Source organism: Desulfovibrio sp. 6_1_46AFAA, assembly GCF_000224635.1.
Taxonomy (GTDB): Bacteria; Desulfobacterota; Desulfovibrionia; order Desulfovibrionales; family Desulfovibrionaceae; genus Desulfovibrio; species Desulfovibrio fairfieldensis.
In genome coordinates this window covers 322,967-334,733 of record NZ_JH114302.1, presented here as the reverse complement: position 1 = coordinate 334,733, position 11,767 = coordinate 322,967, and the positions used below count along the sequence as shown (strand labels likewise).

The 11,767-nt window shown below is 61.9% G+C and carries 9 protein-coding genes and 2 pseudogenes; 5 read left to right on the top strand and 6 right to left on the bottom strand.

All coding sequences use genetic code 11. The annotated features are described in order from the left end of the window. Positions 1 to 5: 5 nt before the first annotated feature. From HMPREF1022_RS08190 to HMPREF1022_RS08180, 3 genes are all read right to left on the bottom strand, one after another. Positions 6 to 479: a tripartite tricarboxylate transporter TctB family protein gene (locus HMPREF1022_RS08190; RefSeq protein WP_009302730.1), complete on the bottom strand. Its 474-nt coding sequence runs from the start codon at positions 477 to 479 to the stop codon at positions 6 to 8. Positions 480 to 581: 102 nt separating this feature from the next. Beyond that, the gene (locus HMPREF1022_RS08185; protein WP_008683397.1) at positions 582 to 1,580 is read right to left on the bottom strand and encodes a Bug family tripartite tricarboxylate transporter substrate binding protein; all 999 of its coding nucleotides are present in this window, start codon (positions 1,578 to 1,580) and stop codon (positions 582 to 584) included. 197 nt (positions 1,581 to 1,777) lie between these two features. Next, on the bottom strand, positions 1,778 to 3,715 hold the full coding sequence (locus HMPREF1022_RS08180; RefSeq protein WP_009302729.1) for a sigma-54-dependent Fis family transcriptional regulator: 1,938 nt from the start codon (positions 3,713 to 3,715) through the stop codon (positions 1,778 to 1,780). Positions 3,716 to 3,861: 146 nt separating this feature from the next. On the opposite strand from HMPREF1022_RS08180, the gene flhB reads away from it, so the two are divergent. The 3 genes from flhB (at position 3,862) to HMPREF1022_RS08165 (ending at position 7,950) form a co-directional block, all read left to right on the top strand. Next, positions 3,862 to 4,941: a flagellar biosynthesis protein FlhB gene (gene flhB, locus HMPREF1022_RS08175; protein WP_008683395.1), complete on the top strand. Its 1,080-nt coding sequence runs from the start codon at positions 3,862 to 3,864 to the stop codon at positions 4,939 to 4,941. Positions 4,942 to 4,991: 50 nt separating this feature from the next. Next, complete coding sequence (gene flhA / locus HMPREF1022_RS08170) at positions 4,992 to 7,100, top strand: flagellar biosynthesis protein FlhA (protein WP_009302728.1); 2,109 nt, start codon at positions 4,992 to 4,994, stop codon at positions 7,098 to 7,100. A gap of 133 nt (positions 7,101 to 7,233) precedes the next feature. Then, positions 7,234 to 7,950 carry a tellurite resistance TerB family protein gene (locus tag HMPREF1022_RS08165; RefSeq protein ID WP_009302727.1) on the top strand — a complete coding sequence of 239 codons (717 nt, stop codon included), beginning with the start codon at positions 7,234 to 7,236 and terminating at the stop codon, positions 7,948 to 7,950. Between the two features lie 174 nt (positions 7,951 to 8,124). Here the strand turns inward: HMPREF1022_RS08165 and HMPREF1022_RS18905 are convergent, their stop codons facing one another. Next, positions 8,125 to 8,892, bottom strand: coding sequence for a FliA/WhiG family RNA polymerase sigma factor (locus tag HMPREF1022_RS18905; RefSeq protein ID WP_232221588.1), 768 nt, complete (start codon positions 8,890 to 8,892; stop codon positions 8,125 to 8,127). 96 nt (positions 8,893 to 8,988) lie between these two features. Continuing rightward, a pseudogene (locus HMPREF1022_RS18900) lies at positions 8,989 to 9,792 on the bottom strand (MinD/ParA family protein); the annotation flags it as partial. A 309-nt stretch (positions 9,793 to 10,101) separates the two neighbouring features. Between HMPREF1022_RS18900 and HMPREF1022_RS08155 the strand changes: the two are divergent. Both HMPREF1022_RS08155 and HMPREF1022_RS08150 read left to right on the top strand, forming a co-directional pair. After that, positions 10,102 to 10,560: a helix-turn-helix domain-containing protein gene (locus tag HMPREF1022_RS08155; protein ID WP_008683391.1), complete on the top strand. Its 459-nt coding sequence runs from the start codon at positions 10,102 to 10,104 to the stop codon at positions 10,558 to 10,560. A 97-nt stretch (positions 10,561 to 10,657) separates the two neighbouring features. Further along, on the top strand, positions 10,658 to 11,221 hold the full coding sequence (locus HMPREF1022_RS08150) for a hypothetical protein (protein WP_008683390.1): 564 nt from the start codon (positions 10,658 to 10,660) through the stop codon (positions 11,219 to 11,221). A gap of 42 nt (positions 11,222 to 11,263) precedes the next feature. Here HMPREF1022_RS08150 and HMPREF1022_RS08145 read toward each other — a convergent pair. Then, positions 11,264 to 11,767 (bottom strand): annotated as a pseudogene (locus HMPREF1022_RS08145) (IS5 family transposase); the annotation flags it as partial.

Below are 11,767 nucleotides of genomic sequence, written 5' to 3'. Positions count from 1 at the left end.
CAGCCTCAGGGAAGCGGGACGTTAAACAAAAGGGCGAAGACCAAGTACAGAAAAGCGGTCATCAGGCCCGCGATCAGCAGGATGCGCCAGGGGCTGCGATAGCCTGTGAGCACCTGGGCCAGCACCAGAAAAACCAGGGTGGCGGAACAGAAGCCCGTGCCGCCCGGCCAGAGCGCGTCATAGGCGTATTCGCCAAGCCCGACAAAGCCCGCCACATAGCCGAGCACCAGCAAAATCATCAGCAGCACTTTCAGCAGCACCGGGCGCTCCGGCCACGAGGCCCGGCCCCGGACCAGAAAACTGCGGACCAGCAGGATGCAGGCCAGAACAGCCAGCAGTACGGTGACGCCCGTGGGAAAGGAGGCCGGTCTGAAAAACTCGGCCGACGCGGATTCCGGCAAAAGGCGGATCTGTTGCCAGGCCACGGCGCAGATCACCAGAAGAGCCAAGGCGATGAAAAAATCCGTTTTGTTTTTCATGGGGCCTCCCGTATCCGGCGGCATACCTGGGCGGGAACGGCGGGACGCGGGTCTTCCTTGCCGCGTCCCGTTCTTCGCGCGGGGCGCGCCCGGCGCGAAGGATCAGTCCAGCGATTTGCGCCCGGCCAGCACGTCGTCCACCAGGGCGGAACCGGCCGCGATGACCTCGCCGAATTCCTTGGGCGGCAGATAGTCCACGGACAGGCCGATCTTCTTGAACCTGGCGATGACGTCGGGATCGGCCAGGGCCTTTTGCAACAAGGGCTGCAAAGCGGCGATGCGTTCGTCCGGCACCTTTCCGGAGGCCACCAGGCCGTGCCACGAACCCATATCGATCCATTGCTCGTCTTCCGGACTCAGCCTGTCGGCGTAAATCTCGCGGAAGGTCGGCGTGTCCGGCAGCGACGGATGACGGGTCTTCCGGGTGACGGCAATGGTGGCGAAGTCGCCCGATTCCACATAGGGCAGCACATTGGTGGGCACCTGGAATCCGGCCGTGATGTGTTTGCCGAGCAGGGCCGTGGAGACCTCATGTCCGCTGCCGTAGGCCGCGTGCCGGACTTTCAGGCCGTTGTGGAAGCGTTGCAGAAGCTTGGTCAGGTAGAGGCGCTGGGTGGTGATGGCCCCGGTGCTGCCGTAGACTATATCGGCGGGATTCTTTTGCGCGGCCTCGATAAAGGCCGGAAAATCTTTCAGGCCCGAGGCCTTGTTGACGGAAAAAGTCAGCTCCATGACCGTGATCTGGGCCACGGGCTTGAAGTCTTTTTCCGTAAAGCCCACATTGGTCAGCTTGGGCGTGGTGCACAGCCCGCCGAATGCGGGAAAACACAGCGTATAGCCGTCGGGCCGGGCGCGCAGCATGTCGTTGAGGCCGATGGCCTGCGCACCGCCGGGTTTGTTGATCACATTGATGGTGATCTTGAATTCTTTCTGGAAATACTCCGCCAGGATGCGGCTGGCGATGTCCACCGCGCCGCCGGGACCGAAGGGCACGATGATGTTCAGGGGCCGGTCTTGGGGGTAGTCGGCGCGGGCCTCGGACGCAAGGCCCGACAGGCAGACGCCGAGCGCGAGACAGACGGCAAGGATGAGTTTTCTCATAACTACTCCAGCGTTGAGGTTGAAGCAGTTTCATCAAGATCCATGCCAGGAATGCGCCGTTCGTGAAAAAAGGCGCAGCAGCGGGCCGCGGGCGGGACCAAGGCTGTTCAGGACAGTTCTTACGGCGATTTTTGTAACAGTTCTTATGCAAATATGTAACAAAAGTGCTACAGTCTGCGGCGCGGCAGGCCCGCGCTTCAAGGCTGCAGCTTGCGCCAGAGCGTCATCCGGCTGATGCCCAGGCGGCGCGCCGCCGCGCCCAGATCCTGGCCCGTCGCGGCCAGAGCCGTTTCAATGATCTTCCGTTCCAGAGTCCGCATCTGCGTCCGCAGGTCAGCGGCGCAGGCTTCGTCCGGCGGGTTCTCCAAAGCAGGCTCCTGGCCCTGCCAGACGCACGCCAAAAGCTGCGCCCAATCCCGTCCGCCTGCCGCACCCGTATGGTTGGCGATCAGCGCTAGGCGCTCCAGCACGCTGAACAGCTCGCGCAAATTGCCGGGCCAAGCCCGGCGCGTCAGCAGCGGGCCCAGGGCCCGCTCCAGCACATCCGCCGGAGGCGTCGGCCGCAGATCTTTGCGCAACCGGGAAACAGCCATGGCCACAATGTCTTCGGGCCGTTCCCGCAACGGAGGCAGGGTCAGATTGAGCACATTGAGACGGTAGTACAGATCCGTGCGAAAGAGCCTGCGCCGGACAAGATCCTCCAGATCCCGGTTGGTGGCGCAGATCACCCGCACGTCCAGGGGGATGACCTGGGTGCCCCCCACCCGGACGATCTCCCTCTCCTGCAGAACGCGCAACAGGCGCCCCTGCAACAACAGCGGCAGATCACCCACCTCGTCCAGAAAAAGCGTGCCGGTATGGGCCAGTTCAAACATCCCGGCTTTGCCTTGGCGGCGCGCGCCCGTGAACGCGCCCTCCTCATAGCCGAACAGCTCGCTTTCCAGCAGACCTTCGGGAATGGCCGCGCAGTTGACCGCCACAAAGGGGCTTTCCGCGCGACGGCTGCCCGCGTGAATGCTCTGGGCGAAAATTTCCTTGCCCGTGCCCGATTCGCCGCAGATCAGCAGATTGGCGTCCGTGGAGGCATAGAGCGCCGCCAGTTCCTTTACTTGCCGCATGACGGGCGAGCGGGCTTCGATATCATCAAAGGTGTAACGCGCGGTAAAACCGCACGCCTTGAGGCTGCTGCGCAGACGGCCTTCCGCCCGCCGGATGCTTCCGGCGTCGGAAAAGGAAAAGACCAGGCCCGCGCTTTTGCCCTGAACCGCCACGGGCACCCGGTTGACGACCAGGGTCACGCCGCCGATGTCCCGGACCCGCCCCCGCTCGGCCCTGTCCGGCAGCCCTTCGCCGCTCAGAAAGCCGCCGGGAACGGCCGCGCGGATGTCCTTATCCAGCAGGTCTTCGGGCGTTCTCTTGAGCAGTCGGGCGGCGGAGGTGTTCACATGACTTACCGCGCCCTTTTCGTCCAGCACCAGCAGGCCCTCGCTCACGGCATTGAAGACGGCGTGGATGCGCGCCGCGCGCCGCCGCTCGAGCCGCCGGGCTTCCGCGATGGCGGCGGCCTCGCGCAGACAGCGCGCGGCGGTTTCTTCGTCAACTCTGAACTGGCGGGTGGGAAAGCCCAGGGGAGCCACAAAATCCCGCACATAGGTGCCGCCCACCACCAAGTCCACGGAACCCGGTTCAAGCTCTGCGGCCATATCGCGCGCCTCCGCGCGGGAACGGAAAAGGCACTCGCGAATCTCCATGCCCAGAACCCCGGCCACGCAATCCACATCCCGCAGGGGCCCGGCGTAACGGAACCAGGCCACCCGCCGAACCTTTCCAACATCGGGCAACAGCAGGCGCAAGAGATCCATGGCCGTCATTTCAATGGCTACCACGGGCACGGCCGTATGCCGCTTCAAAAAGGCAACATTGATGCTGCGGCTCAGAAAGACGTCGCAGTCGTCGGGCGGCGTGGCCCGCGCCACGGCCACAGCCGCGTCCTCCTGTCCCACGACCACGCGCAGGCGGCAGCCCATGCGCCGGGCAATGGGCGTGAATACCGCGCCCATTTCCGGATACGGCGCGATCAGAATGCAGTGAAAGCCCTTGTCTGTGCCCCCTTCGCCCGCCGTGCTCCTTGGCATGGTCCAGCCCCCTCGGCTATTGGTGCCGCTCCCGTGCAGAATAGTCGCAACCCGCCCGCCAGGCAATGATCAGACCGTCTCCGGCCGGGGCATGCTTCTTGCTATCTTCCCGCTGATCGCCAAAAACGCAACAGCGGGAACGTCATATGTTCGGCAAGCAGCAAGACCCCAGCAGAACGGAAGAAGCCACTCCGAAACGCAGAAACAAACAGCGCCAGGAGGGCAATGTTCCCAAATCCCAGGAGCTGGGCAAAGCCGTGAGCCTTACGGGCGGCCTCATCGCCCTCCATCTCTGGCTCGGCCCCATGACCGAGGAGATCAAGACGCTGTTCCGGCGCTTTCTGGGCCACGCCTGGGAATTCGATCCCAATCCCCAGAACGTCTACACCCTGAGCATTGATCTGACAGTGGAGCTGTGCAAGATCATCCTGCCGATCCTGCTTTTTCTGGGTTTTCTGGCTTTTCTGGCCCAGCGCCTCCAGGTGGGCAAGCTCTGGACCACCAAAGTTTTCAAGTTCAAGTGGCAGCGCTTCAACATCATCAAGGGTCTGAAACAGATGATGTTTTCGCCCCAGACCGCCCTGCGCACCATTAAAAGCCTGCTGTTTTCCATCATCCTTGCCCTGATTCCCGGCTATCTCATTTATCAGGAATACCAGAACTTCCTGCCCATGTACTACGCCACGCCCGAAGGCGTGGCCGCCTACATGCTCCAGATGGGCCTCAAGCTGGCCTACTATGCCCTGCTGCCCATCCTGGCCATCGCGGCTTTTGACGTCTGGCAGTCGCGCTTTGCCTACAAGGAAGGCATGAAGATGACCAAGGACGAAGTGAAGGACGAGCGCAAGCAGGCCGAAGGCGACCCGGTCATCAAGGGGCAGCAGCGCCGCAAGATGATGGAAGTGGTCATGAAGCGCATGATGCAGGACGTGCCCAAGGCCGACGTGGTGGTGACCAACCCCACCCATATCGCCGTGGCCCTGCGCTACAACGCGCAGGAGGCCCCGGCCCCGGTGGTGCTTGCCAAGGGCGCGGATCACCTGGCCGAAAAAATCAAAGCCGTGGCCCGCGAGCACAACGTGCCCATCCGCGAAAACGTGCCCTTGGCACGCGCTTTGTATAAGGCTGTGGAAGTGGGCGACATGGTCCCCGAAGAGCTGTACAAGGCCGTGGCCACTGTGCTGGCCAGCATCTGGAAGCTCAAGCCAACCATGCGGCAGAATTAAATTTATTTGCGGGGCTCCCCGCCCACAGAACATGACGAGGTGTCAGAAAAATGGCGACGACCGGACTTCCGCAAATTGATTACAGCCGCTTCTCCAAGCACGGCGAACTTATGCTGGCGGCGGGCGTGGTGATTATCCTGTTCGTCATGCTGGTGCCGCTGCCCACCTTTTTTCTGGACATCATGCTCTGCGTGAGCATTTCCATCTCGCTGCTGGTGCTGGTCACCACCATGTTCATGACCTCGCCCCTGGAGTTCACCATCTTTCCCTCCCTGCTGCTGGTGACCACCCTGCTGCGCCTGGCCCTCAACGTGGCCTCCACCCGCCTGATCCTGCTCAACGGCGATATGGGCGCCGAAGCCGCGGGCAGCGTGATCCGCTCCTTCGGCGAATTCGTGGTGGGCGGCAGCTACGTGGTGGGCGGCGTCATCTTTATGATCATGTTCATCCTGAACAAGAGCGTCATCACCGCGGGCACCACGCGCATAGCCGAAGTGGCCGCGCGCTTCACCCTGGACGCCATGCCCGGCAAACAGATGGCCATCGAGGCCGACCTCAACGCCGGGCTCATTGACGAGGAAGAGGCCAACAACCGCCGCCACGCCCTGCGCAAGGAGGCCGACTTCTACGGCGCCATGGACGGCGCGTGCAAATTCGTTTCCGGCGACGTGAACGCGGGCATGATGATCACCATGGTCAACCTGATCGGCGGCATCATCATCGGCGTGGTCCAGAAAGACATGGACTGGAACACGGCCCTGACCACCTACTCCCTGCTGACCATCGGCGACGGCCTGGTTTCCACCATCCCGTCCATCATCGTTTCCACGGGCACGGGCCTGCTGGTTTCGCGCGCCGCCTCGGAAGCCAAGATGGGCGAGGAATTTCTGGCCCAGCTTACCTTCAACAGCCAGGCCCTGAAAATGGTTTCCGGCGTGCTGTTGGTCTTCGCCCTGGTGCCGGGCCTGCCCACCATTCCTTTCCTGGTGCTCTCCATCCTGCTCTTCATGGTGGCGCGCCTGACTGCCAAGGATGAAGAGGAGGACGCCAAGGCCGACAAGAAGGGAGCCAAGGGCAAGAGCGGCGGCAAGTCCCCGGCCACGGCGGACACCCCCGAGGAAGTGCAGGCCCTGCTGCCCCTGGACACCCTGGAGCTGGAAGTGGGCTACGGCCTGATTCCCCTGGTGGACGAGGAACAGAGCGGCAACCTGCTGGCGCGCATCCGCTCCATCCGGCGGCAGTTCGCTCTGGATATGGGCGTGGTCATCCCCTCCCTGCACCTGCGCGACAATCTGCAACTGAAGCCCGGCCAGTACGCCCTGTTGATCAAGGGCAATCAGGTGGCTTCGGCGGAAATCCTGGTGGACCACTTCCTGGCCATGGACCCCGGCAACGTGACCACCAAGATCAATGGCATCGAAACCCGCGAGCCCGCTTTCAACCTGCCCGCCCTCTGGATTCCGGACAGCCAGCGCGAAGAGGCCATGCTGGCGGGGTATACGGTGGTGGACCCGGCCACGGTCATCGCCACCCATCTGACGGAAGTGTTCAAGCGCCACTTGGCCGACTTTCTGGACCGCCAGGCCGTCCAGGGCCTGCTGGACACCGTGGCCAAGCATTCGCCCAAGGCCGTGGAGGATCTGGTGCCCGGCACCATTTCCCTGGGCGGCGTGCAGAAGGTGCTGCAACTGCTGGTGCGGGAAAACGTCAGCATCCGCGACATGCTGACCATTGTGGAGACCTTGGGCGACTTCGGCGGCGGCGTCAAAAATCCGGACATGCTGGCCGAATACGTGCGCGAAAAACTCTCCCGCTCCATTGTGCGGCCCTATCTGGACAGCCAGGGCGTGCTGCCCGTGCTGACCCTCAACGGCAACGCCGAACGCATGGTGCAGGAAGGCATCCGCCAGACCGACAACGGGGCCACCTTTCTTTCGCTCAATCCGGCGGCGGCCCAGCGTCTGGTGCAGAACATCAACTCCGCTGTGGAGAACGCCGTGAATACCGACGGCCAGCCCGTGATTCTGGCAAGTCCCATGGTCCGGCCGCACCTGGCCCAATTGATTACCCGCTTCCTGCCCACGGTGCCCGTGATTTCCCAGGCGGAAATTCCCTCGGACATCCGCCTGCAGGCCGTGGGCACGGTCAGCGCAGAATAAACCCGCGACGCCGCGACAGATATAAGGCCCGCCCGCACACGCGGGCGGGCCTTTGCCGATCGGCACCATGCGACCGCTTGTCAAAGCGACCGCGCTGCCTATATCTTAGGGTAAATCCCCTTACGAGGACCTTATGAAAAACATTCTTGACGCACTGAACGGCAACGGCGGCCTGAAAGCCGGACTCGGAAACGTGGGCGACACGCTCAAAAACACGTTGCAAAATGTCGGCGCGGGCAGCCCGGGCGGCATCGGCGGCCTGCTGGGCTCGGCGGCTCTGGGCGGCCTGCTGGGCGCTCTGTTCACGGGCAAAAGCGCCAAAAAATTCGCCAAGGGCGCGCTTATGGTCGGAGGCACGGCCGCGGCGGGCGCGCTGGCCTGGAACTTCTACAAAAAATGGGCCCAGGCTGGCCAGGCCGGCGGCGCGGACGCGGCTCCGGCGGCGGAAATCCCCGCGCCCCGGACTCAGGGCGCCCTGCCCCCGGCCGAGAACACGGCCCTGCTTCTGCTGGAGGCCATGGTCTTTGCGGCGCGGGCTGACGGCCATATTGACGAAGAGGAAAAATCCCGCATCCAGGACACGGCGGCCTCACTCTTTCCCGATCAGAGCATGACCGAGCTGCTGGACGGGCTCATGAACAGGCCCATCGACCCGGCGGCCCTGGCGGCCAGGGTGCGCGACCCCGAGGAAGGGCGCGATCTTTACCGCCTTTCCCGCGCGGTGGTGAATGTGGACAATTTCATGGAGCGCAGCTACCTGGACGGCCTGGCCCGGGCCCTGAACATCGGGGCGGACGAACAGGCCCGGCTGGAAAAAGAGACGGAAGCCGCTGTTCAAAACGCCGTTTAGAGCAAGTTCACTTTTTCAAAGTAAATTTGCTCTGGCGGTTGCGTGGGCAGCACCAACTTTGAGAATATTAATTCTTAAAGGTAATCCCTCCTAAATGGTGGAGACAAAAATGCGCGCAAGCCCGCGTGTAACAACGCGGGCTTGCGCGCGGCAGTCTGCGGACGGTCCGGGCCGCTATCCCGCCGCAATGGGCGTCGCATTTTCATACAGGCTGCCCAAATAGGTGCGCAGACGGGCCAAAGCCTGCGCGTGCAACTGTGAAACGCGGCATTCGGTGATGCTCATGACTTCCGCTGCTTCGCGCATGGTCAGCCCATCCGTGTAATAGAGCGAGAGCACCATTTTTTCCCTGGGCGTCAGGCGCGCAAGCAAGCGTTCCATGTGTTCCGCGAGCTCCCGCATGACAGCGGTATGACAGGGCTCATCCGCGCCTCCTGGTCCGTCGGCGGCCAAGCTGTCCTGAATTGCATCCAGCGAAAAAAACTGCCTGGCCTCAAGCGCCTCCATGGCGTAGCGCAACGTGCGCGGCTCCAGCCCGGTCATGCTCAGCAACTCTTCTTCCGTGGCCTGGCGGCCCCGCCCGCGCTCCACCATGCGTCTGGCCTCGTCCAGCCTGCGCATGGCTCGCCGTAGCGAACGCGGGAGCCAGTCCTGGCGGCGCAATTCGTCCAGCATGGCCCCGCGGATGCGGTTTTCCGCATATCGCTCAAAACACACGCCCCGTTCTGGACGGAAGTTGCACAAAGCCTCCACAAGCCCCAGCGCCCCAGCGCCCAACAGTTCATCCAGTTCCACATGAAATGGTAGCCTGGCCTTGAGCCGCAACGCCAACGGACGGATGCGGGGCGCGTAATGCCGCGCCACCACCTCCCGCTCGGCCGGGGAAAAATCTTCCCAGGCCGTAAAGCCGCTCTCAAAGGCTTTCCGGGCGTTCGGCCACATCCGCCGGACGTCAGCCGTGCCCAAGGGCGGTGCCCCTGTGTTTTCTTTGCGCATTCGAGGAGTCGGTTTTTCCTCTCCTCGCCGTCCCGCGCCACACAGCAACGGCTTCCAGAAAAACTTAATATTGCCGTCTGGATTTTCCGGGACGTCCCAGGCCAGAATATTTTCCGCCAAACGCAACACGGCTCTGGACGCCGGACTTCGGGGGTCCCTGACATAAAAAGGCAGTTGTCGCGCGGCGGCCTCCCGCACAGCCTCATCCTGTGGAATCACTCCCGCCAGATCCAGGGAAACGCCGCCGGGAAGACTGTCGCAGGCCTGATACAAGCGCGCCAGGACAGCCCTGACGGTCCCGAGAGCCGGGGCCATGTTGACGCAGACCTTGAAATGCTCCACCCCGTGGGTCAGCTTGAGCATCTTGATCAGGGCGTAGGCGTCGGTCAGCGACGTGGGTTCGGGGGTGAGCACCACCAGTCGTTCCTGGGCGGCCAGGTTGAAATAGAGCACATTGTCGCTGATGCCCGCGCCGGTATCCACAATAAGATAATCCAGCCCGTCCTCCAGCTCGCCCACGGCTTCCAGCAGTTCCAGCTTCTGGCCGGTGGACAGGGTGAGCATTTCGCTCACACTCGAGGAGGCAGGCAGGATGAAAAAGCCGTAAGGCGTGGGAAAGAGAATTTCCCGTAGCGACGCGCCTTCGTGAAAGAGGTGGAAAAGACTTTTCCCCGGCTTCAGGCCCAGCAGCATGTCCACATTGGCAAGGCCCAGGTCCGCGTCGATCAGCGCCACGCGCTTGTTGAGCTGGGCCAGGCAGAGCGCCAGGTTGACCGAAAGATTGGTCTTGCCGACGCCGCCCTTGCCGGAAGTGACGGAAAATGCCAGGGGGAATGTGCCGCGCATCTGTCTGCTCCGCAGTGCCCGGGCGACGCCGGGAGGCTTTGGCTATGCCTGAACGATGCGTCACGGATTTCCCGCCCGTGACGCATCGCAGACCGGACATTGCTTTCCGGTTGAGGGGCGGGTAAAGTCAGCTTGCGAAACAGGAACCTCTTACCGCCCGCAATCTCTGATTAGAACAAAAAATCAGTCAATTCAACTGAAATATTGATCAGAAAGTAGAATTTACCCTATTTATTATTCAGAAAATCTGTACTTAATCCAGAATTTCGACTAGATAGGATAAATTTTCGGGCGACGGAAATTTATTCTATGGACACGCTGGGAGCACGAATCCGCCTGGCGCGCGGCAAAACCTCGCAGGGGGCTTTCGCGGCCTTGATCGGCGTCAGCAAGGGCTCGCTGGGCGGCTACGAGCGGGATGAAAATCTGCCCAATACGGACGTGGCTCTGAAAATCTGCCAGCAGACCGGATTTTCAGTCGAATGGCTGCTCTCCGGACGCGGCCCCCTGCGCGCCGACGCCGCGCCCTGCCCGCACGAATCCGGGCCGCCGTCGGAAGCGAAAAAGGCCGCGCCGTACTGCGCGCGCTGCCTGAAGCTGGAAGAAAAGCTGGAAAAGCTGGAAGAGGAACGGCGGGAACTGAATACGGAAAACCGCCATCTCTGGAAAGAAAACAGCGACCTGAACGCGCGCGTGGCGCGTCTGGAAGAACAGCAGAAAAAAACTGAGCCTGCGGAAACTGTTGCGCGGGATTGTTCCGCCGCGTAAGGGCCCCGGCGCGTTCACGGTTCCGGCGGGGCGAAGCTGCGCGCGCCTTCATCCGGATGCCGCGCATGGTCTCCGGCAAAAAAGGAAGGAGGGCACCATGCTGCCTCGTCAGTTAAGTGCCGGGCAGAGAAAATATCTGCGCCTGGCCCACTTGCTGTTCGCCTCTCTCTGGGGAGGCGGAGCCACAAGCATGGTGCTGATCGTCTGCCTCTTCCACCCGCAAACGGCGCATGAACTGCTTGTATACAGCAGCATCCTTTTTTATATTGATTTTCTTATTGTCGGACCGGGGGCCGGAGGCTGCTTCATAACCGGTTTTCTTTACGCCCGCTGCACGCCCTGGGGTTTTTTCAAATACAACTGGATCGTGGCCAAATGGTGCGCCAATGTGGGCTTCATCCTTTTCGGCCTGCTCTGGTTTGTGCCCTCGTTGGAGTCGGCCGTCACCGCCGCGCGCGCCCTGCCCATGGAGTTCCCCCTGGCGCCTGAAAGCATCGGGACGAACATCTGGCACCTGGTCCAGAATCTGGGTACCGCCCTGCTCTTCGCCGGTGTGCTGGCGCTGTCGGTCTTCAAGCCCTGGGGAAAAACTCCCTGGGCCGCCGAAGCCCCACGCCCGCATGCAACCGCAGACGCGTCAAAGACGATCGCCAAGGAATGAATACGACGCCGGCGGGTCCGGGGCCTCTAGGGCCTGTTAACACTATTTCAGAGCTATAACAATTAACGCAAAGACGACAAAGGCCAGGAACATGACATCGAGCTTATCGAACCGAGTAAAAACACGGCGGAAGCCTTTGAGCCTCCTGAAAAGCCGTTCTACCTCATTACGTCTTTTGTATAGCTCTTTGTCATACTCCCACGGTTTCAGTCGGTTGGGATTGGGCGGCACCACCGGAGTGAAGCCCAACTCACGTCCCAAGCGAGTCGTTTCATTACCCTCATATGCGCCATCCATAAGCAAGCTGCACGGCGCTGGCATCGGCCCCAACTGGACAAGCAGCCTGCGCCCCTCGGGGGCATCGCCGGCGTTGCCGGGAGTGAGGCTGAAATTCAACGCGCATTCAGCATTCGCGGCAACCATATGAAGCTTGGTCGTCCAGCCGCCTCTGGACTTTCCGATGGACTGCGGACCTGTTTTTTAAGGCCCCTGTTCCATCGGGATGAACCTTAACAATAGTACTGTCGAGAGAAACTGCTTCTATTT

Excerpts from the sequence above, each read along its gene's own strand:
- HMPREF1022_RS08190 (WP_009302730.1), bottom strand. The coding sequence starts at position 479 with ATGAAAAACAAAACGGATTTTTTCATCGCCTTGGCTCTTCTGGTGATC.
- HMPREF1022_RS08185 (WP_008683397.1), bottom strand. The coding sequence starts at position 1,580 with ATGAGAAAACTCATCCTTGCCGTCTGTCTCGCGCTCGGCGTCTGCCTG.
- HMPREF1022_RS08180 (WP_009302729.1), bottom strand. The coding sequence starts at position 3,715 with ATGCCAAGGAGCACGGCGGGCGAAGGGGGCACAGACAAGGGCTTTCAC.
- flhB (WP_008683395.1), top strand. The coding sequence starts at position 3,862 with ATGTTCGGCAAGCAGCAAGACCCCAGCAGAACGGAAGAAGCCACTCCG.
- flhA (WP_009302728.1), top strand. The coding sequence starts at position 4,992 with ATGGCGACGACCGGACTTCCGCAAATTGATTACAGCCGCTTCTCCAAG.
- HMPREF1022_RS08165 (WP_009302727.1), top strand. The coding sequence starts at position 7,234 with ATGAAAAACATTCTTGACGCACTGAACGGCAACGGCGGCCTGAAAGCC.
- HMPREF1022_RS18905 (WP_232221588.1), bottom strand. The coding sequence starts at position 8,892 with ATGTGGCCGAACGCCCGGAAAGCCTTTGAGAGCGGCTTTACGGCCTGG.
- HMPREF1022_RS08155 (WP_008683391.1), top strand. The coding sequence starts at position 10,102 with ATGGACACGCTGGGAGCACGAATCCGCCTGGCGCGCGGCAAAACCTCG.
- HMPREF1022_RS08150 (WP_008683390.1), top strand. The coding sequence starts at position 10,658 with ATGCTGCCTCGTCAGTTAAGTGCCGGGCAGAGAAAATATCTGCGCCTG.